The sequence below is a fragment of the Xanthomonas sp. NCPPB 2933 genome, assembly GCF_056725225.1.
Window position 1 is genome coordinate 1,266,203 of sequence record NZ_CM161518.1, and the last position, 25,134, is coordinate 1,291,336.

The 25,134-nt window shown below is 65.8% G+C and carries 16 protein-coding genes; 11 read left to right on the forward strand and 5 right to left on the reverse strand.

What is annotated here, in order from left to right; all coding sequences use genetic code 11:
• Positions 1-14 precede the first annotated feature (14 nt).
• A complete protein-coding gene (gene cobA, locus AC1PLU_RS05300; protein ID WP_481107900.1) occupies positions 15-1,220 on the reverse strand; it encodes a uroporphyrinogen-III C-methyltransferase in 1,206 nt (401 codons plus the stop codon).
• Positions 1,221-1,382: 162 nt separating this feature from the next.
• Here cobA and AC1PLU_RS05305 point away from each other — a divergent pair, with 162 nt between their 5' ends.
• Complete coding sequence (locus tag AC1PLU_RS05305) at positions 1,383-2,366, forward strand: LysR family transcriptional regulator (RefSeq protein WP_006451421.1); 984 nt, start codon at positions 1,383-1,385, stop codon at positions 2,364-2,366.
• A gap of 854 nt (positions 2,367-3,220) precedes the next feature.
• Positions 3,221-3,502 carry a hypothetical protein gene (locus AC1PLU_RS05310; protein ID WP_176339302.1) on the forward strand — a complete coding sequence of 94 codons (282 nt, stop codon included), beginning with the start codon at positions 3,221-3,223 and terminating at the stop codon, positions 3,500-3,502.
• Between the two features lie 453 nt (positions 3,503-3,955).
• Here AC1PLU_RS05310 and AC1PLU_RS05315 read toward each other — a convergent pair whose 3' ends face one another.
• Positions 3,956-5,149 (reverse strand): sensor histidine kinase, encoded by a 1,194-nt coding sequence (locus AC1PLU_RS05315; protein ID WP_043889402.1) that lies wholly within the window; start codon positions 5,147-5,149, stop codon positions 3,956-3,958.
• Positions 5,150-5,441: 292 nt separating this feature from the next.
• Here AC1PLU_RS05315 and AC1PLU_RS05320 point away from each other — a divergent pair, with 292 nt between their 5' ends.
• From AC1PLU_RS05320 to AC1PLU_RS05330, 3 genes are all read left to right on the forward strand, one after another.
• On the forward strand, positions 5,442-5,879 hold the full coding sequence (locus AC1PLU_RS05320; RefSeq protein ID WP_481107901.1) for a DUF2946 family protein: 438 nt from the start codon (positions 5,442-5,444) through the stop codon (positions 5,877-5,879).
• 195 nt (positions 5,880-6,074) lie between these two features.
• Positions 6,075-8,075, forward strand: coding sequence for a TonB-dependent receptor (locus tag AC1PLU_RS05325; protein ID WP_481108469.1), 2,001 nt, complete (start codon positions 6,075-6,077; stop codon positions 8,073-8,075).
• The gene (locus tag AC1PLU_RS05330; RefSeq protein WP_481107902.1) at positions 8,075-9,781 is read left to right on the forward strand and encodes a PepSY-associated TM helix domain-containing protein; all 1,707 of its coding nucleotides are present in this window, start codon (positions 8,075-8,077) and stop codon (positions 9,779-9,781) included. The genes AC1PLU_RS05325 and AC1PLU_RS05330 overlap by 1 nt, the downstream gene beginning before the upstream one ends.
• 137 nt (positions 9,782-9,918) lie before the next feature.
• Here AC1PLU_RS05330 and AC1PLU_RS05335 read toward each other — a convergent pair whose 3' ends face one another.
• The 3 genes from AC1PLU_RS05335 to AC1PLU_RS05345 all read right to left on the reverse strand — a co-directional run bounded on the left by AC1PLU_RS05335 (position 9,919) and on the right by AC1PLU_RS05345 (position 14,315).
• On the reverse strand, positions 9,919-10,644 hold the full coding sequence (locus tag AC1PLU_RS05335; protein ID WP_023904953.1) for a phosphoadenylyl-sulfate reductase: 726 nt from the start codon (positions 10,642-10,644) through the stop codon (positions 9,919-9,921).
• A complete protein-coding gene (gene cysI, locus AC1PLU_RS05340; protein WP_481107903.1) occupies positions 10,641-12,347 on the reverse strand; it encodes an assimilatory sulfite reductase (NADPH) hemoprotein subunit in 1,707 nt (568 codons plus the stop codon). Before cysI ends, AC1PLU_RS05335 begins: the two co-directional genes overlap by 4 nt.
• A gap of 120 nt (positions 12,348-12,467) precedes the next feature.
• The gene (locus AC1PLU_RS05345) at positions 12,468-14,315 is read right to left on the reverse strand and encodes an assimilatory sulfite reductase (NADPH) flavoprotein subunit (protein WP_481107904.1); all 1,848 of its coding nucleotides are present in this window, start codon (positions 14,313-14,315) and stop codon (positions 12,468-12,470) included.
• Positions 14,316-14,493: 178 nt separating this feature from the next.
• Here AC1PLU_RS05345 and cysD point away from each other — a divergent pair, with 178 nt between their 5' ends.
• The 6 genes from cysD to AC1PLU_RS05375 all read left to right on the forward strand — a co-directional run bounded on the left by cysD (position 14,494) and on the right by AC1PLU_RS05375 (position 25,131).
• Positions 14,494-15,402 (forward strand): sulfate adenylyltransferase subunit CysD, encoded by a 909-nt coding sequence (gene cysD, locus AC1PLU_RS05350; RefSeq protein ID WP_481107905.1) that lies wholly within the window; start codon positions 14,494-14,496, stop codon positions 15,400-15,402.
• Positions 15,402-17,378 carry a sulfate adenylyltransferase subunit CysN gene (gene cysN / locus AC1PLU_RS05355; protein ID WP_481107906.1) on the forward strand — a complete coding sequence of 659 codons (1,977 nt, stop codon included), beginning with the start codon at positions 15,402-15,404 and terminating at the stop codon, positions 17,376-17,378. The genes cysD and cysN overlap by 1 nt, the downstream gene beginning before the upstream one ends.
• A gap of 118 nt (positions 17,379-17,496) precedes the next feature.
• Positions 17,497-18,582, forward strand: a complete 1,086-nt coding sequence (locus AC1PLU_RS05360; RefSeq protein ID WP_168958796.1) for an efflux RND transporter periplasmic adaptor subunit — start codon at positions 17,497-17,499, stop codon at positions 18,580-18,582.
• Entirely contained in the window at positions 18,579-21,704 is a 3,126-nt protein-coding gene (locus AC1PLU_RS05365; RefSeq protein WP_481107907.1) for an efflux RND transporter permease subunit, read from the forward strand. Before AC1PLU_RS05360 ends, AC1PLU_RS05365 begins: the two co-directional genes overlap by 4 nt.
• Before the next feature lie 270 nt (positions 21,705-21,974).
• Entirely contained in the window at positions 21,975-22,295 is a 321-nt protein-coding gene (locus AC1PLU_RS05370) for a hypothetical protein (RefSeq protein WP_481095361.1), read from the forward strand.
• Between the two features lie 148 nt (positions 22,296-22,443).
• On the forward strand, positions 22,444-25,131 hold the full coding sequence (locus AC1PLU_RS05375; protein ID WP_481107908.1) for a M1 family metallopeptidase: 2,688 nt from the start codon (positions 22,444-22,446) through the stop codon (positions 25,129-25,131).
• Positions 25,132-25,134 lie beyond the last annotated feature (3 nt).

The window sequence follows — 25,134 nt, forward strand, 5'->3', positions numbered from 1 at the left end:
GGTCTCCGTCGGAATCAGGCTGCGTGGGCGAGTGTGGGCGCGTCGGGCGTTGCGATGGGTGAGTGCGGGGGCGGCCGGGCGGTCAACGGCGCTGCGCCGAACCAGTGCAGGCTGGCGGCCAGCCCGGCGACCTCGCCCAGAATCAACAAGGCCGGTGCGCGAACGGCGTGGTGCTGTGCGGTGGCGGCCAGGCTGGCGAGGGTGCCGGTGATCACGCGTTGCTGCGGGCGCGAGCCGTTTTCCACCAGCGCGAATGGCGTGGCGGGCGCGCGACCGGCCTGCAACAGGCGTTGCTGGATGCTGTCCAGGCCTGCCACACCCATGTAGAAGGCCAGGGTCTGGCGTTCCTGGCCGAGCGCCTGCCAGTCCAGCGTGTCCAGCGAATCCTTGCAGTGCGCGGTGATCAGCCGCAGCGATTGCGCGTGGTCGCGATGGGTGAGCGGAATGCCGGCATAAGCGGCGCAGGCGATCGCAGCGGTGATGCCGGGAATGACCTGGAAGCCGATGCCGTGGTCGCGCAGGAATTCCAGCTCCTCGCCGCCACGGCCGAACACGAACGGGTCGCCGCCTTTCAGCCGCACCACGCGGCGCCCGGCGCGGGCGTGTTCCAGCATCAGCGCGTGGATCTGCTCCTGGCGGGTGCTGTGGCCTTGTGCAGCCTTGCCCACTTCCACGCGCAGTGCGTCGCGACGTGCCAGTTGCAGGATCTGTGGGCTGACCAGGCGATCAAAGAGCACCACGTCGGCCTGGCGCAGCGCGCGCAGGGCATGCCGGGTGAGCAGGCCGGGATCGCCGGGGCCGGCGCCGACCAGGGTCACGCTGCCGGGGGCCAGCGTGCCGACTGCGCTACGGGGCGTGGGGGATGCTGCGGGTGTCGCTGCTGAAGCGGCCGGGGTAGCGTCGTGCGTGAGCAGGCGGTGCGCGGTGGCTGCAGCGCGTAGGGCATCGTTGAGTTCGGCTGTCGCGCTGGCGGCGATGGTCAGCCAGACCGGTTGGTCGGGCAGTTCCAGCCACGCCGGGTCGAACCCGCCCAACAGCCAGCGCACCTGCCCGGCCTGCACCCAGTTGCGCAATTGCATGGTGAGTTCCGGTGCACCCACCAACGGTAGCGCGCCTGCCTGCAGCAGCCCGGCGGTGGCGCGCTCGGCATCGGCGCCGCCGCCGACCACCAGGACGGCACGGCCACGCAGGTCGGCAATGAGCGGGAACACAGGGAGCACGGCAGGGGCATCGAGAAGGGAGGGCCAGACCGTAACGCCGGCATATAGCCGTCGGAAATGACTTCATACATCCTGAAAATAGCGTTCGGTTATAAGCTGGCCCATAGAACTCCTCTACAGTCGAGTCCCTGTGGCGCCTCGCGCTTTTTTGGATATAAGCCCATGACGCTGACCCAACTTCGTTACCTGGTCGCCATCGCCGATGCCGAGCTGAACATCACGCTGGCCGCCGCGCGTGTGCATGCCACCCAGCCCGGTCTGTCCAAGCAGCTCAAACAGCTGGAGGACGAACTGGGCTTTCTGTTGTTCGTGCGCAAGGGGCGCAGCCTGGACGCGGTCACGCCAGCGGGGGTGGAAGTGATCGAGCGTGCGCGTTCGGTGCTGTCGGAAGCCAATAACATCCGCACCTATGCGGCCAACCAGCGCCGCGAGAGCCAGGGCCAGCTGACCCTCACCACCACTCATACCCAGGCGCGCTTCGTGCTGCCGCCGGCGGTGGCGCAGATCAAGCACGCCTATCCGCAGGTGAGCGTGCATCTGCAGCAGGCCGCCGAAAGTGCGGCGCTGGATCTGCTCAGCCAGGGCGATGCGGATATTGCGGTGGTCAGCACCGCCGGTGGCGAGCCGAGCGCCGGGATTGCGGTGCCGCTGTATCGCTGGCGTCGGCTGGTGATCGTGCCGCGCGGTCATCCGCTGGATCAGGCGCGCACCGCGCCGGATATGCAGGCGTTATCGCAATATCCGTTGATCAGTTACGAGTCGTCCACGCGGCCAGGTTCGTCGTTGCAGCGGGCATTTGCGCAGGTCGGGCTGGAGCCAAGCATCGCGCTGACCGCGCTGGATGCGGACCTGATCAAGACCTATGTGCGTGCCGGCCTGGGCGTTGGCTTGGTGGCGGAGATGGCGGTCAGCGCCAACGACGAGGATCTGCGCGCTTGGCCAGCGCCTGCGCCCATTGCCGATTGCATCGCCTGGGCGGTGCTGCCGCGCGACCGCGTGCTGCGCGATTACGCGCTGGATCTGGTACATGTGCTGGCGCCGCAGATCGACAAGCGCGATCTGCGCCGCGTGCTGGATGGCAACCAGGCGCCGAACTGGCCGCTGCCACCGACCTGGGAGTCGCTGACCCAGACCATTACCAGCTAAGCGGCTGGCGACGGCCGCATGAGCGCTGGTTGGGCGGCTATCGAAGGCTGCATGTTTGCCGGATCGATGCGATGCATGTTCTGCAGGAAAGCGAAGGCATTACCTGCCGATCAGCGGCGGCGCACAGGCCAATCCCGCACCCACCGTCTGCCGGTTTTGTGAGAGTGCTTCGGTCACTGAGGGGCGCTTGCGCGCGTACCAGCGTGGGACACGCCGCAAGTACGTCCATGTAGGCTCTTACGCGGCATCCATGCCGCGTAAGGTCCCACGCCGGTACGCGCGCAAGCACCACCAGGTGGTGTCGGTGGTTGAAGGAAAAACGGTGTCTGGTTCACTGGCCCTTCTTCGGATCATGACCTCACAATGGCGAAACGATGGATTGATGCCAACCACATCGACTGCAGAAATCTACTGTGGAACCCGCAAGCATTATGCGTACCTGAAATCATTGCTTGCCCATCAGCCGCCGCAAAGAGTGGAAGCGTGGTGCCGTATCCGGGTGCGGGACCGTGTGGCGGCATGGATGCCGCCACCGAGCCTACATGGACGTACTTGCGGCGCGTCCCGCTCCCGGATGCGGCACCGCGCATCGACTATCGCCGCTCACGGTGCCTGCCAGTTTTACGCGAATGCTCCGGTCACTAATGGCGCATGCATGCGTAACCAGCATGAGACACACCGCAAGTACGTCCACGTCGCAACTGTGCAACCGCATCATGCTGGCGGTCGGTGTTCGGAATCGGTAGGACTGTTCGTACACTGCGGTCTGCGCGCGGGGTGTACCGATTCCGGTTTGCTGCGCGCGCGAGATCCCCGTTCGCCACTGTGAGGCGCTGCAACCGATGACCGAGCGATTGACCGAGCCACTGCGTCCGCCTCTCAGCCGGCTGTGGTCGCCCGACCAGGACGGCGGCATGTCGTTGCAGCTGTCGGCCAACCTCGACGGCCGCGAGCATGCGTTGCTGACGGTACTGGCCGACCCGCACGACGAAGCGTTATGGGTGGCAGTGCAGGCCGGCGACACCCAGGTGCAGATTCCGCTGGCGGTGCTACGTCAGCTGTTGGAGGTCGCAGCCGAAGAGGTGCATTCGGCCGAGTGGTTTGCGCGGCAGGATGCGGCCGAACCTGAGCTTTGACGGCCTCATCTGTCGCGCGCGTGGATGCTGCACTGCAACGTACGTGGTTGCGAAAAATCTCAATGCGATCAATAGCCTGCGCGCAGGCTCACACTAACCCGGAAATACGCTGTCGGTGATTCTCCCTACACGTGTCAGGGCCGCCGGATCGGCGTCATCGGCCCATATCAAGTTGCGCGCTGCGCTGTCGTAAATCCTTATAGCAACCATAACGCGACACTTTCGGACGTCTAGGGGTGGACGGCGCAGGACCGGCGATGCAGTGATCGCATGGCCGGTGTGTTTGGCGGTGTCGTCGAGGGGTTGCCAGCGCTGTCGCATCACCATTACGCGAGGCTGCGCGATGGCGCGGCTGGCGCACCCGGGTCCCTGGGGAGAGACCTGGCGTGCTTGGCGGCGGATCCGGGTCGGGAGCCCGGGTCCGCCTTTTTTTTGCGCGACGCCCTGCCGCGCTCAGGCCAGCGGGATGCGCACCGAGAAACAGGTACCGCCTGCCGGGCGTGGGCGCACATCCACCTCGCAGTCCAGGGTTTCGGCAGTGCGGTGCACGATCCATAGACCGATGCCCAGCCCTTCGCTGTTCGGGTCGGCCTGGCGAAACGCCTGGAACACCTGTTCGGGGTGGTCCAGGTTCAAGCCGATGCCGCTGTCGATGATTTCCACCTCGGCATAGCCGGGGCGGCGGCGCACGCCGACCAGCACGCGTCCGCGTTCGGTGTACTTGACCGCGTTGCCGACCAGGTTGCCGATCAGCGTGGTCAGCAGCGTGGCGTGGCTGCGCACGCGCAGCGAAGTGGGCACGTGGCGCAAGGCCAGGCATTTGTCGCTCGCCGGTTGCCGCCACACGCCGAGGACCGCGTGCAGCACGTCTTCCAGTGCCAGCGGCTGCAGATCCGGGGTGGAGCTCTTGCTCGCGGCGGCCAGTGTGGCCAGTTCGTCGAGGCTGCGTGCCACCATGCCGATCGCATCGCGTGCGGTGACCAGGGTGGGAACGGAATCGACATTGGCGTGCCGGCGCATCTTGTCGATGGCATAGGCTGCAGTGCGCAGCGGAGTTTTCAGGTCGTGCCCGGCGATCGCCATCAGTCGGCTGCGATAGCGGTCGGACTCTTCGGCATTCTGCAGCGCGCGGCGCAGTTCCAGCTGCGCCATGGTCTGGCGCGCCAGTGCACGCAGCGCTTCGACCTGTTCGTCAGTGAGTTGACGCGGTTGCCGGTCCAGCACGCAGACCGTGCCCAGCGGCAGGCCTTCGCTGGTTTTGAGCAACGCACCTGCATAAAACCGCAGTGGCACCTCGCCGGTGACCAGCGGGTTGCGTGCAAAACGGATGTCTTCGCGCGTGTCGGGCACCACCAGCACGTCGTTGTCGAGCAGCGCATGCGCGCACATCGACTTGAACAGCGGCGTCTCGCGCTCGCCCATGCCGCGTTCGCTCTTGAACCATTGGCGGTCGGCATCCACCAGGCTGATCAGCGCGATCGGGGTCTGGCAGATGATCGAGGCCAATTTGGTGATGTCTTCGAATGCCGCCTCGCGCGGCGTATCGAGAATGCCGTAGCTGCGCAGCGCCTGGAGGCGCAACGCTTCGCTCGCGGGTTTGGGCGCGCAGGGAAAGGGCTCAGCCGCTGGATCGAACAAGACGCTCATGCGCGCGCAGGATGAATGGAATAGAGCGACAAGCATAGGGCATGGCAGGGGCTGGCATGTGGGTGCGATCACGCTCGTGGATGGAACTGTGACTGCCGGCCTCGACAGTGGAGGGGTGGCGTTTTGGTTTGTTTGCGATGTCGTGACGCAGATTGCGCGGTGTGTTGCGGCGGAGCAAGGATCAGTACGAAGGGGGTGCCACGACTCAAGGATGCGACATCAGGGTGCGACATCCGGTCGCGCACCGGCCGCAAGCATCGCCGCGCGGCAGGCGGCGGCTTACACTCGCGCGATGCGTTCGTTCCGTCATCACCGTTGGCTGCACCTGCTTGCCTGTCTGGCGGTGGCGCTGATGCTGGTGGCGCCGCTGATCAGCCGTTGGAGCCAGGCGCAGTCGGTCGAACCGATGTGCATGAGCGGGCCGGCATTGGACGCAGGCGGGTCGTCGCACGCAGGCCACCAGGCCATGCCGGCACAGACTGCCGCGCATCATCACGGCAGCGCCGCGTCGCCAGCCAAGCCTCTAACTGGCGAACACGCTGCCGGCATGCACGGCGAAGCTTGCGATTACTGCGTGCTGGCCGCGCGCCTGCTGGCGCTGCTGGCGCTGCTGGTGCTATGTCTGCTGCAACTCCGGTCGGCGCCGGCGCCCATGCACACCCATGCACGGGCGTGGTCGGTCGCGCGCTGGGCCGCACTCGGGGCACGTGGGCCGCCGCTGCAGGCGTGAGTCTGGCCCCATCGCGGGCGTCCGCTGCGTTGTGTTGATTGCACGCCTGGTCTTCCGGCGTGCCCGCCTGCCGCTGCATGGACGGCCCGCTTTCCTGAAGTGATGCCTGTGCCCGCTGCTATGCCGCGGCGCACGGCGGTGTTGCCGTGCCGGCACGGCGAAGGGTTGGTTATGCGTCTGCGGTTCTTGAAAACGATGTGGTATGCGCCGTCGTTGGCGTTGGTGTGGTGGCCTGCCTGCCAGGTGCAGGCACAGGATGCGGCGTTGACGCTGGGCAAGGTGCAGGTGAGCCAGACCCAGCGCAACCCGAACACTGCGCGCGTGCTGAGTTCGGTGGATGTGATCGGCGGCGAGCTGCTGCACGATCAACACGTGGATTACAGCTGGGAGCTGCTGATGTGCGCGCCGGGTGTGCAGGTCACCCAGTTCCGCATGGGCACCGATGCGGGGCGGTTCTCGTTCCGTGGTTTCAATGGCGAGGGACGGATCAATGCGGTGAAGCTGCTGATCGACGGTATCCCCAGCAACGACAATGCCGGTGGCATGCCGTATCTGGATGCGGTGTTTCCGCAGGACATCAGCGCGATCGAGGTCGTGCGCGGTACCAACGACGCACGCTACGGTCTGAATGCGATTGCCGGCAGCGTGGACGTGCTGACCCGCACCGGTGGCAACGATGGTCGTTTGAGCGTGACGGGCGGCAGTTTCGGTGCGCGCGAGGTGCAGCTGGGCAAGGGCTTCGAACATGGCGCATGGAGCCAGAACTATGTACTGGCGTGGCGCGATTCCGATGGCTATCGCGACCATGCCGACGCGCGCAAACGCAGCGTGGCCGGCAAGTGGTTCTACACCGACCCGGATGGTGCGTTCCGTGCCGGGCTCACCACGCGGTACTACGACAATCACGCGCTGGAAGCGGGTTATCTGGATGCGGCAAGCGCACGCGCTGCGCCGCGCAGTTCGCCGGACTATGCACAGGACGATCGCAGCGAACGGCAGGTGCGGCAGACCGCGTTGCATGCGGACGGCACGCTGGGCGCCGATGCGCAGTGGAGTGCAAAGGCCTATCAAAACGACTATCGCAATCGGCGTTGGGTGCGGTTTTCCGCAGCCGGCCTGCAGCAAGAACGCGATACCGACGAAACCCATCGCGGCCTGCTGTTGCGTGGCAACTGGCAGCCGGATTGGGGCGCGCTGAGCGCCAACCTGGAAGCCGGCGTGGATGCGCAGTGGCAGGACAACCAGTCGCAGCGTTACCGCACCGTGGCACGCGTGCGCGGCGCGCAATTGCGCGATTGGGATTACGACCTGCGCACACGCGGAGCTTATGTGCAGGCGGTGCTGACACCGATCGAGCGCCTGCAGGTGGTGCCGGGCTATCGCATCGACCGCGTCGATGGGCAGCTGCACGATGTGCGCGCGGGCCTCTACGCGCCCACCTACGACTACGGCACCATCAAGCAGCCCAAGTTCAGCGCCAGCTATCGGCTTGTCGGGCAGAGCAGCATGTACGCCAATTGGGGCCGCAGCTTCCAGATCGGCAGCGGCGATGGTGCATATCGTCGCCAGCCCGGCAATCTAGGCCCATCGATCAACGATGGCTGGGAGGCCGGTTTCAAGTTCGCTCCATCGGCTGTAATGGACGGGCGCCTGGCGTATTGGGAACAGCGCGCGTCCGGTGAAGTCGCCACCATTCTGGGAGTGAACGGCGTGGCCGGTGTCGGCGATGTGGCCAACGTGGGGCGCACGCTGCGGCGCGGCTGGGATGCGCAACTGAATCTGCAGCCGGCCGAACATTGGCGTGCCTGGCTGTCGTATTCGCGGCAGAAGGCGAGCATCGCCACGCCCGACCCGAGCGCGCCGGCCACGCGCGGCAAGGAGATCGAAAACGTGCCGCATTGGCTGGCGACTGCCGGGCTGGAGTGGCAGCTCACTTCGGCCGTGCAGCTGAGCGCCTGGGGCAATGCGCAAGGCGCTTATTATCTGGAGCGCAGCAATACGCTGGGCCGCACCGGTGGTTACGCCCTGCTCAATCTGGGCGCGCGCTGGAACGTGGATGCGCGCAATGCGCTCAGCCTGCAGCTGCGCAACGTGACCGATCGTGCGTATGTGTACGCGTGGTACGACACGGGAAGTTCCGGTTATTCGCCGGGCGATGGGCGTGCGTTGTCGCTGTCCTGGGATTGGAGCTTCTGATGCGCGTATCGACTGCTCAGGGTGCTGGTGCCGAGCTGCGCCAGGACAGCCGCTGGCGCTTCTATCGTGCGGTGTGGCGCTGGCATTTCTATGCCGGCTTACTGGTGCTGCCTTTCATCATCTGGCTGGCGCTGACCGGTGCGGCGTTTCTGTATCAGGACGCGATCGATCGCAGCGTGCACCATGGGTTGAAGGTCGTGCCGGTGGGCGCGCTGCGCGTGTCTGCGCAGCATCTGGTCGATGCGGCGCAGCGCAGCGATGGCGGCACCTTGTTCCGTTACACCACGCCGAGTCGTGCCGATGCCAGCGCCGAGATCGGCCTGGTCGATGCGCACGGCATGCGGCAAGTGGTCTATGTCGATCCGTATCGGGCACGCGTGCTCGGCACGCTGCCCGAGCATGGCACCCTGGCCTGGACGATTCGTCGGCTGCACAGCCTGGAGTTGATCGGGCCGCTTGCGCGCGGGTTGATCGAAATGGCGGCCGGCTGGGCGATCGTGCTGGTGCTGACCGGTATGTATCTGTGGTGGCCGCGCGGGCGTCGCGGCGGGGTGGTCAGCGTGCGCGGCAAGCCGGCGCAACGGCTGTTCTGGCGCGATCTGCATGCGGTCACCGGGGCGAGTGTAGGCGCGGTGTTGCTGTTCCTGGCGCTGACCGGGATGCCGTGGTCGTGGCTGTGGGGCGCGCAGGTCAATCGCTGGGTCAATGGGCAGGATTTCGGGTATCCGGCTGGGCTGCGGGTACAGCAGCCGATGTCGCAGCAGCACTTGTCCGAGACGACCGATCCGGCGTGGTCGTTGCGGCAGGCGCGCGTGCCGGAGTCTGTTGTGCCTGGGCGTGGAGCCGTGGGGGTGGATGAGGGGTTGCATGACCGGCGGGTGGGTGTGCTGCGGGCGCATGCGGTGCGTGCGGTCGACTCGCACTCTAACCCTCGCTCCGCGCCCCGGCCCGCGCCAGCAGCGCGGGCGCTCCAAGGCTCGCGCGCCAGTAGCGCGCAAGCGGTTCTTGATCGCCCCGAGGGGACAGGGGCTAACTTCCATCCTGCTCATGCAGAACATCTGGAGCACATAGCGCACATAGCGCACTCACAACACTTGGGACACCCGGAGCACTCCGAACACCCAAGCCAGTCGGAACATGCAGCCCACGGCGGCACCGGCAGCGTCGCTGCGCCCGGTCATGGTGCGATAGGGCTGGATGCGGCGATGGCGCGCTTCGATGCGCTCGGCATCGTGCCGGGCTACAGCATTTCGCCGCCGCGTGGCGCTACCGGCGTGTACACCGCCTCGGTATATCCGGCCGACCTACAACGGCAGCGCGTGATCCATCTGGATCAGTACAGCGGTGCGGTGCTGCTAGACATGACCTATCGCGATTACGGGCCGATAGGGCGCGCGCTGGAATGGGGCATCAATGTGCACCTGGGCCAGCAATACGGCACGGCCAATCAGTTGATTCTGTTGCTGGCATGCGCGGCGATCGTGCTGTTGTGCGTGAGCGCTGCGGTGATGTGGTGGAAGCGTCGCCCGGCCGGCGGGCTGGGCGTGCCGCCGCTGCCGGCCGAACCACGCACGTTGCGCGGTCTGATGCTGCTGCTGGCGATCTGCGGGCTGATCTTCCCGCTGGTCGGACTCTCGTTGCTGCTGATGTGGCTGTTCGATCGCTACTGGATGCAGCGCGATCAAACTGGCATCGCAGCACCATGAGGGGCGGCGTGTCTGCGGCTGCATCGCGCTGAGCATTCGCTGTGGCGAGGCCTTCCTTCTTGGGATGGCCAGCAGAAACATTCAGCGCGCCGCAGTGCTTGAAACTTTCGCGAAGAAATCACGACGCGCTGCTGTGCTCAGATGTCCTCGTGAATGCCGCACTCGCGCTTCAATCCGAAGAAACGCGTGTCCTCTTCGCGCATACCCGGCTCCCAGCGGCGCGTGGTGTGGAAGTCGCCGATCGACACGTAGCCTTGCTCCCACAGCGGGTGATACGGCAGATCGTGTGCCTGCAGGTATTGCCACACGTCGCGATCGGTCCAGTCGGCGATCGGGCTGACTTTGTAGCGCTCGCCGCGCTTTTGCACGATCGGCGTCTGCGCGCGGCCGCCGGACTGGCTGCGGCGCAGGCCGGTGAACCAGGTGCCCACATTGAGCTCGTCCAATGCGCGCCGCATCGGCTCGACCTTGCGCAGGTTGTTGTACTGGTCGATGCCGACCATGCCCTGTTCCCACAGGCGACCGTGGCGCGCTTCCATCCAGGCACGGCTGACCAACGGGCGATACACCTTGAGATTGAGCTTGAGCCGGTCGGCCAGCGCGTCGGCAAACCGGTAGGTTTCCGGGAACAGGTAACCGGTATCGATCAGGATCACCGGAATGTCCGGGCGCTGCTGGGTGAGCAGGTGCAGGGTAACTGCCGACTGCGCGCCGAAACTGGACGACAGCGCTGCGTCCTGCGGGCCGTGTTGCAGTGCCCAGGCCACACGCTCGTCGGCACGCAGGCCTTCCAGCTGCGCGTTGAGCGCGTCCAGGTCGTCCAGCGCGGAAGGTGCGATCGATGCAGCAGGCAGCGCGGTCATGCGAGCAATTCCAGGTCGAGGTGACGGTGGGTGGGGTAGGGCGGCAGGGCGATCAGGCCGCTGCGATGCAGGAAGTCGCCGAAGCCTTCGTCGTCGGCCTGGTCGCGTTCGGCCGCATAGCGCGCCAGCAGCGGTTCCAGCGCGGCGAGGATGTCCGCTTCGGTGATGTTCTCGCGATACAGCGTGTTCAGACGCTGGCCACGGCGATCGCCGCCCAGCATCAGGTTGTAGCGACCGGGCGCCTTGCCCACCAGCGCGATCTCGGCCAGATATGGACGCGAGCAGCCGTTGGGGCAGCCGGACAGGCGCAGCACGATCGGGGTGTCGGCCAGTCCGTGTTGCTCCAGCAGCGGCTGCAAGGCCGCGCTGAAGTCGGGCAGATACCGCTCGGCCTCGGCCATCGCCAGGCCGCAGGTGGGCAGCGACACGCAGGCCATCGCGCCGCGTGCCAGTGCGGTGGGCGCGCGATTGCCGGCATCCAGGCCGTACTGCGCAACCAAGGCATCGACGCGCGCGCGCTCGCTGGCCAGCACACCGGCGATGACCAGATTCTGGTTGGGCGTCATGCGAAATTCGCCGACGTTCAATTGCGCAATCGCACGCAGGCCGCTCAGATGCGCAGCGGCCTCGGTATCGGCGATGCGCCCGGCCGGCAGCGACAGGGTCAGATGCCACAGCCCGTCTTCGCCTTCGACCCAGCCGTAGCGATCGCCGTTGTGTTCGAAGGCGAACCGCTGCGCCGGCTGCAGCGCGAAACCGGCGCGGCGTTCGATCTCGGCCACGATGGTGTCCAGACCATGATCGTCGATGGTGTACTTGAAGCGTGCGCGTTTGCGCACTGCGCGATTGCCGAAGTCGCGCTGCGTGGTGACCACGGCGGTTGCGAGATCCAGTAACTGATCGCGGGTGACAAACCCAATGACGTTGGCCACGCGCGGCCAGGTTTCCGCATCGCCATGGCTGGCGCCCATCCCGCCGCCGATGCTGACGTTGTAGCCGAGCAATTGGCCCTCGCGCAGGATGGCGATAAAGCCCAGATCGTTGGCGAACACGTCCACATCGTTGAGCGGCGGCGCGGCGAAGCCGATCTTGAACTTGCGCGGCAGATAACGGTCGCCGTAGATCGGTTCCTCTTCGCTGCCGGAGCCGGAGACGCGCTCCTCGTCCAGCCAGATCTCGTAGTACGCGCGCGTATTCGGCAGCAGATGCTCGGACACGCGCGCAGCATCGGCATACAGCGTGGCATGCGCCTGCGACAGCAGCGGATTGGCTGCCACTTGCACATTGCGATTGACATCGCCGCAGGCGGCCAGCGTATCGATCAAGGTCGCATTGATCGCCTGCATGGTCGCCTTGAGTTCGCGCTTGATCACGCCATGGAACTGGAATGCCTGCCGCGTGGTGATGCGCAGCGAATGATTGGCGTAACGCGTGGCGATGCTGTCCAGCGCCAGCCACTGCGTGGGCGAGATCACCCCACCCGGCGTGCGCGTGCGGATCATGAACTGATACGCCGGTTCGAGCTTCTGCCGACGCCGCTCATCGCGGATATCGCGATCGTCCTGCTGGTAGCTGCCGTGGTACTTGATCAGGGTCTGATCGTCCTCACGCAACGCACCGGTCACCGCATCGGCCAGGCTCTTTTCCAGCGACCCGCGCAGACGACGGCTTTCGGATTTGATGTCTTCGACGGAGTGGCTCATGACGGGATTCGGCATTCGTGATTGGGGATTGGCAACACAAGGCAGGCAGTACGACGACAACACAGAGACCTCGGGAGCCCGCCGTTACGAATCCCCAATCCCAACTCCCCAATCCCGGCTCTAATAGACATCGCGCGCATACCGCCCCTCCACCTGCAGCTGGGTGAGATACGCAGCGGCGGCTTCGGCATCGAGTGCGCCGTGGGTGGCGACGATGTCGAGCAGGGCGGCGTGGACGTCCTTGCCCATGCCGATCGCGCCGCACACATACACATGCGCGCCGCCTTGCAGCCAGGCGTAGACCTCGGCGCCGCGTGCGCGCAGGCGGTGTTGCACGTAGATTTTTTCGGCCTGGTCGCGCGAGAACGCCACTTCTAATGCATGCAGTTCGCCGCGCTGCAGGGCCTGCTGCCATTCGGCCTGATACAGGAAATCGGTATTGAAATGCTGGGCGCCAAAGAACAGCCAGTTGCGGCCCTTGGCGCCGGTTTCGGCGCGTTCCTGCACGAAGCCGCGGAACGGCGCCACGCCGGTGCCCGGGCCGATCATCAGGATGTCGCGGTCGGGGTCGGCCGGCACACGGAAGCGCTCGTTCGGCTCGATATAGACCGGTGCGGTGTCGCCTTCGCGCAGGGCGGCGAGAAAGCCGCTGGCCGAGCCCAGATGCGCGTGGCCGTGCGCCTGGTAGGTGAGTTCGTCCACGACCAGGTGCACTTCCTCGCCCACGCGCTTGCGGCTGGAGGCGATCGAGTACAGGCGTGGGGTGAGCGGACGCAGGGCGGCCAGCAGGCTGCCATGGTCCCAATCCGCCGGCCAGCGTCGCAGCACGTCGATCAACTGGTGATCGGAGAGCAACGACGCCAGGCCGGCAGTCTGGGTCGGGGTGAGCAGCGCCTGCAGTTCCTCCGCACGCGCACACTCGGCATGTGCGGCCAGCAGCGGCCGCGACAGCTTGGTCAGTTCGCGCCGGGTGGCAAGCCACTCGTTCAAGGCCAGAGTCTCTTCGCCAATGGTGACCGCGGCATGACCATCCAGGCGCAGCGTCTGCAGCACTGCATCCACCAGTGCGGGCGGATTGCGATGACGAATGCCCAGCGCATCGCCGGGCTCGTAGCTCAGCCCGCTGCCTTCCAGCGAAAATTCCAGATGACGCACGCGCTTGCCGGGCAGTGCATAGACGCGGAATTGCGGGCCCTTGAAGTCACGCCCGCTGATGATCTGGTTGGCCAGCACCTCTGCAGCGAACGGGTGCTGATGCGACCACACTGCTGCGGCCGCGCTGCTGCGCAATGGCGTGATGGTGGCCGAGGGCGGGCCACTCTTGAGGTGCTCGCGTGCGTGCGTGAGTGCCTGCGCACGCCAGGGCGCGGCGACGCTGTCGATATCCAGATCGGCTTCGCCACGCGGCTGCACGCGGCTGCCGCCGAGTTCGGCCAGGCGCTCGTCGATGCGGCGTGCAATGCCGCAAAAATCCGCGTAGCTGGAATCGCCCAGCCCCAGCACCGCGTACTTGAGCTCGGGCAGCTTGGGCGCGCGCCGGCTGGCCAGAAATTCGACCAGCCCGATCGCATCGTCCGGCGGGTCGCCTTCGCCCTGGGTGCTGATCACTACATACAACAAGCGTTCGCTGGCCAACTCGCGGGTGGGGTAGGCGTCGGCGCGCAGCAGGCGCACGCTCAAGCCCGCGGCTTCTGCCTCGGCAGCGAGTTGTTCCGCTTCGCGGCGGGCATTGCCGGTCTGGCTGCCATACAGCACGGTCAGGCGCTGGCTTGCTTGCGCGATCGCGTGGGGCTGCCCGCCCGGCAGGACCGCGAGCGAGCGCGGCGGCTGGCCTTGTGCCAGCCCGGCGGTGTAACCAGACAGCCACCACAGTGACGCAGAATCCAGGCCGTCCACCAACCGTTCCAGCAGCGCCTTGCGCTCGTCGGGCAAGGGGCTGGGCGGTAGCGCGGAACTGGCGGCGGTCATTTGGATCCGGGGGCGTTGATGAGACCAGTGATGTTATGGAAACGTTGCGGCGGCCAGAAAGGATGAGCCGTTATCGCGTTATGCCGGCCGCTTATTTGGGTGCGGGCTGCCTGCGCCACACACTGCGGCGCCTTGCCCTACCATCGGCTGGTCTGCCCGCCGACGCCACGACACCCCGATGACTCTGCAGCCCCTGTCTCACCTCGACCGCCTCGAGGCCGAAAGCATCCACATCCTGCGCGAAGTCGCCGCCGAGTTCCGGGCCCCGGTGATGCTGTATTCGGTGGGCAAGGACAGTTCGGTGCTGCTGCATCTGCTGCTCAAGGCCTTTGCGCCATCGCCGCCACCGATCCCGTTGCTGCATGTGGACACGCGCTGGAAGTTCGGCGAGATGATCGCCTTCCGCGACCGCCGTGCGGCCGAGACCGGCGTGGACCTGCGCGTGCACATCAACCCGGACGGCATCGTCCAGGACATCGGCCCGATCAGCCATGGCGCGGCGGTGCATACCGACATCATGAAGACGCAGGGCTTGAAGCAGGCGCTGGAGCAGGGCGGCTTCGATGCAGCGATTGGTGGTGCGCGCCGCGACGAGGAAAAATCGCGCGCCAAGGAGCGCGTGTTCTCGTTCCGCAATGCGCGTCATCGCTGGGACCCGAAGAATCAGCGCCCGGAGTTGTGGAATCTCTACAACGCGCGCACCAAGCCGGGCGAAAGCGTGCGCGTGTTTCCGCTCTCCAACTGGACCGAGCTGGATATCTGGTTGTACATCTACCGCGAACGTATTCCGGTGGTGCCGCTGTATTTCGCCGCACCGCGCCCGGTGGTGGAGCGCGACGGCGCGTGGATCATGGTCGACGACCATCGCCTGCCCTTGCATGAAGGCGAAACACCGCAGCTACGCTCGGTGCGCTTCCGCACGCTGGGCTGCTATCCGCTGACCGGTGCGATCGAATCCACCGCCGACACGCTGGAAGCGGTGATCGCCGAGATGCTGGTCAGCACCAGCTCCGAGCGCCAGGGCCGCATGATCGATCATGCGCCGGGTGCATCGATGGAGCAGAAAAAGCTTGAGGGGTATTTCTGATGGGCAGTGATTCGGGAGTGGAGATTGGAGATTCGCAACAGCGGTTCGCCGTGGACGGAACGGGGGAAGCAGCTGCCTTTGCCAATCCCCAATCCCCACTCCCGAATCCCGGCGCCATCGGCGCCTACCTGCATCAACACGAATCAAAGCCGCTGCTGCGCTTCATCACCTGCGGCAGCGTGGATGACGGAAAGAGCACGTTGATTGGGCGCTTGTTGTACGACAGCAAGCGCTTGTTCGACGACCAGCTCGCAGCGCTGGAAAGCGATAGCCGCCGCCATGGGACGCAGGGCGAGGGCATCGACTATGCATTGTTGATGGATGGGCTGGCCGCCGAGCGCGAGCAGGGCATCACCATCGATGTGGCGTATCGCTATTTCGATACCGACCAACGCAAGTTCATCGTGGCCGATTGCCCCGGGCATGAGCAGTACACACGCAATATGGCCACCGGCGCATCCACCGCCGATGTCGCGGTGGTGCTGGTGGATGCGCGTAAGGGATTGTTGGCGCAGACGCGCCGGCACAGTTACATCGTGTCGTTGCTGGGCATCCGGCATGTGGTGCTGGCGGTCAACAAGATGGACCTGGTGGACTACGACGCGCAGGTGTTCGCCGAGATCGCCGATGCCTATCGCGTGCTGGCCGCGCAGATGGGCATTGCCGATGTGCAGTGCATTCCGCTATCGGCACTGGATGGCGAAAATCTGTCCAGCGCCTCGACGCGGATGCCGTGGTACAGCGGCCCGCATCTGTTGCAGCATCTCGACACCGTGCAATTGGAGGCGCCGGAAGCAGGCAGCGGGTTCCGCTTGCCGGTGCAGTGGGTCAATCGTCCCAACCAGCATTTCCGTGGCTATGCCGGCACCATTGCGGCCGGGCAGGTGCGGGTTGGCGATGCCGTGGTGGTGGTGCCGTCCGGGCGGCGCACGCAGGTGGCTTCGGTGCTGGATGCCAATGGCGACGTGGATAGCGCGCGCGCCGGCCAGGCGGTCACGCTGACCTTGCGCGAAGAGATCGATATCAGCCGCGGCGACATCATCGCTGCCGTCGACGACCCGCCGGAAGTGGCCGACCAGTTCGCCGCACATCTGTTGTGGATGGACGATGCGGCGTTGCTGCCGGGCCGCCCGTACTGGCTCAAGATCGGCACCCGCACGGTCACCGCGAGCATCAGCGAGATCAAGCACAAGGTCGATGTGAATACGCAGGAGCGCCTGGCCGCCAAGCGGCTGGAGCTCAACGAGGTGGGTTACTGCAATCTGTCGCTGGACGAGCCGATCGCGTTCTCGCCGTATGCGCGCAATCGCGTGCTGGGCGGTTTCATCCTGATCGACCGGCAGAGCAATGCCACGGTGGCCGCCGGCACACTGGAGTTTGCGCTGCGCCGCGCGGGCAACGTGCACTGGCAGCATCTGGACGTGGATCGCGCCGCGCGTGCGCGCATCAAGGGCCAGACCCCGCGCGTGCTGTGGTTCACCGGCTTGTCGGGCGCGGGCAAATCCACCGTTGCCAATCTGGTCGACAAGCGGCTGTATGCGCTGGGCTATCACACCTTCATCCTGGACGGCGACAACGTGCGCCACGGGCTCAACCGCGATCTGGGTTTCACCGACGAAGACCGCGTGGAAAACATCCGCCGCGTGGCCGAGGTGGCGCGGCTGATGGCCGATGCCGGCCTAATCGTGCTGGTGAGCTTCATCTCGCCGTTCCGTGCCGAGCGGCAGCTGGCGCGCGAGCGCTTCGACCAGGGTGAATTCGTCGAAGTGTTTGTGGATGTTCCACTCGAGGTCGCCGAGGCGCGCGATGTGAAGGGCTTGTACCGCAAGGCGCGGGCCGGGCAGATTCCCAATTTCACCGGCATCGATTCGCCGTACGAGGCGCCGGAAGCGCCGGAGATCCATCTTCACGCCGATGGTGAGAATGTAGAGGCGCTGGCGCGCCATGTGCTCGAGTTTCTTGAACTGGAACGTTGACCAGCGCATCGCGCTGACGACGGCAAGGGTCTTTGGTCATGGTGCAAAGCACACCTTTCTGTCAACACCCTGGCGGCTAGGTCGTTAAACTTTCGACGTACCTCGCCAGGATGTTCTGATGCTTGTTCTGCCCAGCGCGCGCTTTTGCGCCGCGCTCTTCTTGGCCGCTGCGTTGGCCGGCTGCAGCCGTCAGGCTGCGGCGCCCGCCGTTGCCAAACCCATTCCGGTCTCTGTGCAGGCGGTGACCACCCAGCCCTGGAACTCGACCGTGCAGTCGATCGCCACCGTGCGCGCGCGCGAATCGGTGGCGCTGACCGCTGCGGTCAGCGATGTGGTGGAGCAGGTCAATTTCGATAGCGGCGACGAGGTCAAGGCCGGGCAGTTGCTGCTGCGCCTGCGCGGCAATTCGCAGCAGGCGGCGCTGACGGCTGCGCAGGCCACCTTCGAAGAAACCGATCAGTTGTATCGGCGCCAGTTGAGTCTGGTTGGCCAGCAGTTGGTGGCCAAGTCCACTGTCGATACGCAACGCGCCTTGCGCGATGCGGCGCAGGCGCGCGTGCAGCAGATGCGCGCGGAGATCACTGACCGCGAAGTGCGTGCGCCGTTCTCCGGCGTGCTCGGCATCCGCCAGATCAGCCCGGGCTCGTTGATCACCTCCAGCACGGTGATCGCCACGCTGGACGATGTGGAGCGCATGTACGTGGACTTTCAGGTGCCGGAATCGCAGTTCGGCCTGGTGCAACTCGGCAATGCGGTCAATGGCACGGCGGCTGCGTACCCGGGCGCGCAGTTCGAAGGCGTGGTGGCGGCGATCGATTCGCGGATCGACGAGACCACCCGCTCGGTAACGGTGCGGGCGGACTTCCCCAACGGCGATCGCCGGCTGCGCCCGGGCATGCTGCTGGATGTGCGGCTGTTCCAGCCGGCGCGGCAGGCTGTGGTGATCCCTGAGATTGCGGTGGTGCAGGTGGGGCGCGAGTCTTACGTGTTCCGGGTCAAGCCCGACAGCAGCGTGGAGCGCGCCGATGTGCGGCTGGGCGAGCGCCGCGATGGCAAGGTGGAGATTCTGGAAGGGGTCAAGGCCGGTGAGCGCATCGTGGTGGATGGCACCGGCAAGCTGCGTCCGGGCTTGAAGGTGGTCGATCAGGCCGCACCCGTGCCTGCATCGACATCTGCAGTGGCGCCCACGCAGGCAGCGCGATGAAACTCTCCGATCTGTCCATTACCCGCCCGGTGATGGCGGTGGTGATGAGCCTGTTGCTGATCGTGCTGGGGGTGATGTCGTTCACCCGGCTCACGCTGCGCGAGTTGCCGGCGATCGACCCGCCCATCGTCTCGGTGGATGTGGAATACACCGGCGCTTCGGCGGCGGTGGTGGAAAGCCGCATCACCCAGGTGCTGGAAGACGCGCTCGCCGGTATCGAAGGCATCGAGACCATCGAGGCGCGCAGCCGCAATGGCTCCTCCGATATCAGCATCGAATTCGTGCAGTCGCGCGATGTGGAAGCGGCCGCCAACGATGTGCGCGATGCGGTCAGCCGCGTGTCCGATCGCATGCCGGACCAGGCGCGCCCGCCGGAGATTTCCAAGGTCGAAGCCGACGCCGACCCCATCCTGTGGCTCAACATGAGCTCCAGCACGATGGACACGCTGCAACTGTCCGACTACGCCGAGCGCTATGTGGTCGACCGCTTCTCCAGCCTGGACGGCGTGGCGCAGGTGCGGATCGGCGGACGCCAGCGCTATGCGATGCGCATCTGGCTGGACCGCGATCAACTAGCCGCGCGCGAACTCACCGTGGCCGATGTGGAAGCGGCGCTGCAGAACGAAAACGTGGAACTGCCGGCCGGCAGCATCGAATCGGCGCAGCGCGATTTCACCTTGCGCGTGGAGCGCAGTTATCTCAAGCCCGAGGACTTCGCCAAGTTGCCGTTGAGCAAGGGCGAGGGCGGCTATGTGGTGCGGTTGGGCGACGTGGCCAAGGTCGAGCTGACCTCGGCCGAACGGCGCGCGTATTTCCAGAGCAACGGCGTGCCCAATGTGGGCCTGGGCATCGTGCGCAACTCCACCGCCAACGCGCTGGACGTGGCACGCGAAGCGCGTGCGCAGGCCGAAGAAGTGCAGAAGTCGCTGCCGCAGGGCACCAATATCTTCGTCGCCTTCGACACCACCACCTTTATCGATGCGGCGGTGGAGCGCGTGTACCACACGCTGATCGAAGCGGTGGTGCTGGTGCTGGTGGTGATCTGGGTGTTTCTGGGTAGCGCACGTGCGGCCTTGATTCCGGCGGTGACGGTGCCGGTGTGTCTGATCGCCGCCTTCATCGCGCTGTACGCGTTCGATTTTTCTATCAACTTGCTGACCTTGTTGGCGCTGGTGCTGTGTATCGGCCTGGTGGTGGACGATGCCATCGTGGTGGTGGAAAACATCCAGCGCCGCATCGACCTGGGCGAGCCGCCGCTGGTGGCCGCCAAGCGCGGTACCGGGCAGGTGGCGTTTGCGGTGATCGCGACCACTGCGGTGCTGGTGGCGGTGTTTTTGCCGGTGGGCTTTCTGGAAGGCAATACCGGGCGCCTGTTCCGCGAGCTCGCGGTGGCGTTGGCGGCGGCGGTGGCGATCTCGGCGTTCGTGGCGTTGACGCTGACGCCGATGATGTCGTCCAAATTGTTGCGCTCGCACGGGCAGGCCAAACCCAATCGCTTCCATCGCTGGTTCGATGGCCGCATGCAGGCGGTGTCTGGCGCGTATGGGCGCTCGCTGGAGCGGCATGTGCATCGCACCTGGATCTTCGCGCTGCTGATGCTGCTGGCGCTGGGCGCCAGCGCGTGGCTGATGAGCCGGATTCCCTCCGAGCTGGCACCGGCCGAAGACCGCGGCAATTTCCAGATCATGATCGATGGGCCCGAGGGCGCCGGCTTCGATTACACCGTGGGGCAGATGCATCAGGTCGAAGCGATTCTTGGCCCCTACGTGGGCCCGGACAAACCGATCGTGCGTGCCAACCCGCGCGTGCCCGGCGGATTTGGCAGCAGCGAGGAAATGCACACCGGCCGCGTCAGCGTGTTCCTGCAGGATTGGGAAAAGCGCACGCGCCCCACCACCGAAGTGGCCGACGAACTGCAGCAGAAACTCAACGTGCTCAGTGGCGTGCGTGCGCGCACGCAGGTGAGCGGTGGATTGGTGCGCAGCCGCGGGCAGCCGTTCCAGCTGGTGCTGGGCGGGCCGGATTATGCCGAGATCGCGCAGTGGCGCGATCGCATCCTGCAGCGCATGGAAGCCAATCCGGGGTTGGTCGGTCCCGACTCCGACTACAAGGAAACCCGCCCGCAGATGCGCGTCAATATCGACCGTCTGCGCGCCGCCGATCTGGGCGTGCCGGTGACGGCGATCGGTGGGGCGCTGGAAGCGATGATGGGCTCGCGCCGCGTGACGACGTTCGTCGAAAATGGCGAGGAATACGACGTGATGCTGCAGGCCGGCCGCGAAGGCCGCATGGCGCCGGAAGACCTCACCGCGATCCGCGTGCGTTCGATCCGTGGCGAACTGATTCCGTTGTCCAACCTGGTGAGCTTGAGCGAAGTGGCCGAAGCGGGCACCTTGAACCGCTTCAATCGTTTGCGGGCGATCACCATCAGTGCCGGCTTGGCGCCGGGCTACCCGCTAGGCGATGCGATCGCCTGGGCGCAGCAGACCGCACGCGAGGAATTGCCCGAGTACGCGCAGGTGGACTGGAAGGGCGAATCGCGCGAGTACCAGCAGTCCGGCAGCGCAGTATTGCTGACCTTCGGCATGGCCTTGCTGGTGGTGTATCTGGTGCTGGCCGCGCAGTTCGAAAGCTTCGCCCATCCGCTGGTGATCATGCTCACCGTGCCGCTGGCGGTGCTAGGTGCATTGGTCGGTTTGTGGCTCACCGGTGGCACGCTCAATTTGTTCAGTCAGATCGGCATCGTGATGCTGGTTGGCCTGGCCGCCAAGAACGGCATCCTGATCGTGGAGTTCGCCAATCAGCTGCGCGATGAGGGCCGTAGCGTGCATGCGGCAATCGTGGAATCGGCATCGGTGCGTTTGCGCCCGATCCTGATGACCTCGATCGCCACGGTGGTCGGCGCGATTCCGCTGGTGGTGGCCGGCGGCCCTGGCTCGGCCAGCCGCGCCACGATCGGTGTGGTGGTGATCTTCGGCGTGTCGCTGTCCACGCTGCTGTCGCTGTACGTGGTGCCGGCGTTCTACAGTTTGATCGCGCCATTCACCAAGTCGCCCGAAGCGGTGGCACGCGAGCTGAAGACCCTGGAGGCGCAGACGCCGTCGGTGGGTGGGCACGCCTGAGCGATGCCGGCAGTGTGTGCTGACGGTTGTCGAAGACGCGGGGCTGCGGCATCGGTGTTGATCGCTGCGTGTGCATGCGCCTGCAGCGCAAACAAAACCCAAACATCGGGGCGCACGCTGGGTCCATCGAGCGCATCAGCGCAAGGCCAGCATCATTGATGCAATGACGCAGGGCAGCCCCGGCGCCTTGCCGGGAGTGTCTTCGCAACGGCCTGCAGCACTGCCGCGTGATCGAGCCAGACGCCGCAATCCAGTCCAGGAGTGCATGCGATGCAGACACTGCCTTTCGCCAAGGGCGATCCATCCGCATTGCGGGCTGCCGGTGGGCACGCCGCGCAGGCGTACTGTCCGCATTGCGGTGCGGCGCGCGCTGGCGATCTCGCTACACGCGCTGCAACACCGTGCACAGCACAACTGCCCGACACCACTGCGGTAGCGCCTGCGCAGCCAGCCACGCACCGGCCACGCTCGGGCGAACCACCGCAACACATCGCTCCATGGCAGTGCCCGATCCTGCGCGCGGCCCTGCTCGGCACCATTGCGCTGGTGCTGCTGGTCGTGGATATGTTCGTGCTATGGCCGGTGCCGTAGGCCGCGCCAACTGGCCTCGGCACCATTGCATGGCTCAGCGGTCGCACGCACCTTTACCAACGCGCTAAGCGCGTGCAATGACTAAGGTCACATGACAGTCATGGCCTGCTGTGGTCGACTTCGGCGGTTACCCTGACCGGAATTGCCGATGCGTCGTTTTGCCTGCCTGCTTGCTCCCTCTCTCCTTGCGCTGTGCTGCGGCACCGCGCTGGCGCAATCCTCCGGCGAGCCGGTGCCCAATGGCCGGCTGCCTGCCTGGGCGGTGCCGGAGCGCTACAGCCTGTCGTTCAAGATCGACCCGGACCAGACCGAGTTCAGTGGCCGCACCAGTATTCGCGTGCAGCTCAAGCAGGCGTCCGATCACCTCTGGCTGCATGGCAAGGAATTGGAGGTCAGCAAGGTCACGATCACGCCGGCCAAGAGCAAGGGCAAAGGCAAGCCGCTGACCGCACGCTATGTGGAAGCCGATGCGCAGGCAGGTGTGGTGCGCCTGGACTTCGGTCGCACGCTGCAGCCGCAGACGCTCACCGTGGACATCGTCTACAGCGCGCCGCTCAATCAGCAGCTGCAGGGCCTGTACCAGGTGAAGTATCAGGGCCAGTCCTATGCGATGACGCAGATGGAACCGATCAGCGCACGCTACGCGTTCCCCGGTTTCGACGAGCCCGCGTTCAAGACCCCGTTCGACCTCAGCCTGACCGTGCCCACCGACGACCAGGCGTTGGCCAACACCATCGCAACCTCGACCAAGCCGGCCGGCAAGGGCTGGAAAACGGTGACCTTCGCCCCGACCGTGCCGCTGCCGACCTATCTGGTCGCCTACGCCGCCGGCCCGTGGGATGTGGTGGACGTGCCGGCCATGCCGGCCACCCCACAGCGCCCCAACGCCACGCCGTTGCGTGGCATCGCGGCCAAGGGCCAGGGCCCGCGCATCACCCCGGCGCTGGACCAGACCCCGGCGATCATCGCCGCGCTGGAGGACTACTACGCCTTCGGTTATCCGTTCGACAAGCTCGATCTGGTCGCCGCCCCGGATTTCAGTGCCGGTGCGATGGAAAATCCTGGCTTTGTGACCTTCCGCGATTGGCTGCTGTTGCTGGACAAGGAGTCGCCGGCAGAGAACGTGCAGCGCTCCTTCAACACCAACGCGCATGAGCTGGCCCACCAATGGACCGGCGATGCGGTCACCATGGAGTGGTGGGACGACCTGTGGTTGAACGAAGCGTTTGCAACCTGGATGCAGCAGAAGATCACCATGCAGCTGCACCCGGAATACCGCGCCAATCTGGACCGCATCACCGGCGCACAGCACGCGATGGACAACGACAGCCTGGTCAGCGCGCGCAAGATCCGCCAGCCGATCACCGGCAATGGCGATATCGAAACCGCCTTCGACGGCATCACCTATCAGAAGGGTGCGGCGGTACTGGCGATGTTCGAAGCCTTCGTCGGGCAAGACGTGTTCCGCGAAGGCATGCGTGCCTATATCGCCAAGCACAAGTTCGGCAGCGCCACCGCCGACGATCTGGTCGATGCGATCGCCGAGGCCGCCGGCAAGGGCGAAGATTTCAAGGCCGCATTCCGCAGCTTCCTCAATCAGCCGGGCGTGCCGTATCTGCAGACCCAGGTTGCGCGCGAAGGCAGCAAGACTGTGGTCAAACTGCAGCAGCAGCGCTACCTGCCGCTGGGCTCCACCGGCTCCACCGCGCAGCAATGGGGCGTGCCGGTGTGCGTGAAATACGGCAAGGGCAAGAACCAGGTCGGCACCGCCTGCCAGATGCTCGAAGACGGCAGTGGCAGCATCGTGCTGGAGGGCGCCGGCAAGAACACCTGGGTGTTCCCGAACGCGCGCGGCGCCGGCTATTACCGTTTCAGCCTGCCGAAGAAACAGCTGGCAGCGCTCGGCAAGCAGATCGGCCAGCTCGACGAAAACGAACAGCTCGCCTACGCCGATGCGATCGATGCGGCCTACCGCCACGGCGATATCGACAGCGACGCGGTGCTGGCTGCGCTCAAGCAGTTGGCACCGTCCGCATCGGCCGATGTCTCGACCGCACTGCTGGATCGCTTCGTGTGGATCTGGCGCTACCAGGCCACCACCGAGGCGCAGCGCGGCGCCTTGCGCAAGGTCGCCGAACAGGCGTATCTGCCGCGCCTGCAGCAGTTGGGTTACACGCGGCGCAGCGGCGAATCGATCGACGACACCACGCTGCGCGCCTCGCTGGCCGGCCTGTTCGCGCTGCGTCTGCAGAACGCGCAGGTGCGCAACGCGCTGCTCGCGCAAGGCGATGCGGTGCTGGCCGGCGGCAACGGCGCACTGGACTTCTCCAAGGCCAATCCGGATCTGCTCGGCACCGTGCTGGCGGTGACCGCACAGGAACGTGGTGCGCCCGCCGTGCAGGCGTTGATCGGCGCATTGCGCACGCACGCCGACCCTGCGCAACGCAACGCCATGATCACCGCACTGGGCACGCTGCAGGACCCGGCATTGCTCAAGCAGGCGCGCGACTTCGCGCTCACCGATGCGATCAAGGTCGGCGAGATGAAGGGCTTGCTGTCGCGCGGGCACAGTTACGAGGCCTCGCATGATTCGATGTGGGCATGGTTCACCGCCAACTTCGACCGCATCGTGCAGCGTAGCGGCTCGTTCGACGGCGGCGGCTTGCCGGCAATGGGCGCAACCGGCAGTTGCAGCGTGGAAGACGCCGACCGCCTGGATGCGTTCTTCAAACCGCGCCTGGCCAAGCTTAGCGGCGCCGACCGCGGCCTCGCCCAGACCGGCGAAACCATCCGCCTGTGCGCCGCACTGAAGCGGGCGCAAACCGCCAAGCGCTGAGTT

Excerpts from the sequence above, each read along its gene's own strand:
- AC1PLU_RS05305 (WP_006451421.1), top strand. The coding sequence starts at position 1,383 with ATGACGCTGACCCAACTTCGTTACCTGGTCGCCATCGCCGATGCCGAG.
- AC1PLU_RS05315 (WP_043889402.1), bottom strand. The coding sequence starts at position 5,149 with ATGAGCGTCTTGTTCGATCCAGCGGCTGAGCCCTTTCCCTGCGCGCCC.
- AC1PLU_RS05320 (WP_481107901.1), top strand. The coding sequence starts at position 5,442 with ATGCGTTCGTTCCGTCATCACCGTTGGCTGCACCTGCTTGCCTGTCTG.
- AC1PLU_RS05325 (WP_481108469.1), top strand. The coding sequence starts at position 6,075 with ATGTGGTATGCGCCGTCGTTGGCGTTGGTGTGGTGGCCTGCCTGCCAG.
- AC1PLU_RS05330 (WP_481107902.1), top strand. The coding sequence starts at position 8,075 with ATGCGCGTATCGACTGCTCAGGGTGCTGGTGCCGAGCTGCGCCAGGAC.
- AC1PLU_RS05335 (WP_023904953.1), bottom strand. The coding sequence starts at position 10,644 with ATGACCGCGCTGCCTGCTGCATCGATCGCACCTTCCGCGCTGGACGAC.
- cysI (WP_481107903.1), bottom strand. The coding sequence starts at position 12,347 with ATGAGCCACTCCGTCGAAGACATCAAATCCGAAAGCCGTCGTCTGCGC.
- AC1PLU_RS05345 (WP_481107904.1), bottom strand. The coding sequence starts at position 14,315 with ATGACCGCCGCCAGTTCCGCGCTACCGCCCAGCCCCTTGCCCGACGAG.
- cysD (WP_481107905.1), top strand. The coding sequence starts at position 14,494 with ATGACTCTGCAGCCCCTGTCTCACCTCGACCGCCTCGAGGCCGAAAGC.
- cysN (WP_481107906.1), top strand. The coding sequence starts at position 15,402 with ATGGGCAGTGATTCGGGAGTGGAGATTGGAGATTCGCAACAGCGGTTC.
- AC1PLU_RS05360 (WP_168958796.1), top strand. The coding sequence starts at position 17,497 with ATGCTTGTTCTGCCCAGCGCGCGCTTTTGCGCCGCGCTCTTCTTGGCC.
- AC1PLU_RS05365 (WP_481107907.1), top strand. The coding sequence starts at position 18,579 with ATGAAACTCTCCGATCTGTCCATTACCCGCCCGGTGATGGCGGTGGTG.
- AC1PLU_RS05370 (WP_481095361.1), top strand. The coding sequence starts at position 21,975 with ATGCAGACACTGCCTTTCGCCAAGGGCGATCCATCCGCATTGCGGGCT.
- AC1PLU_RS05375 (WP_481107908.1), top strand. The coding sequence starts at position 22,444 with ATGCGTCGTTTTGCCTGCCTGCTTGCTCCCTCTCTCCTTGCGCTGTGC.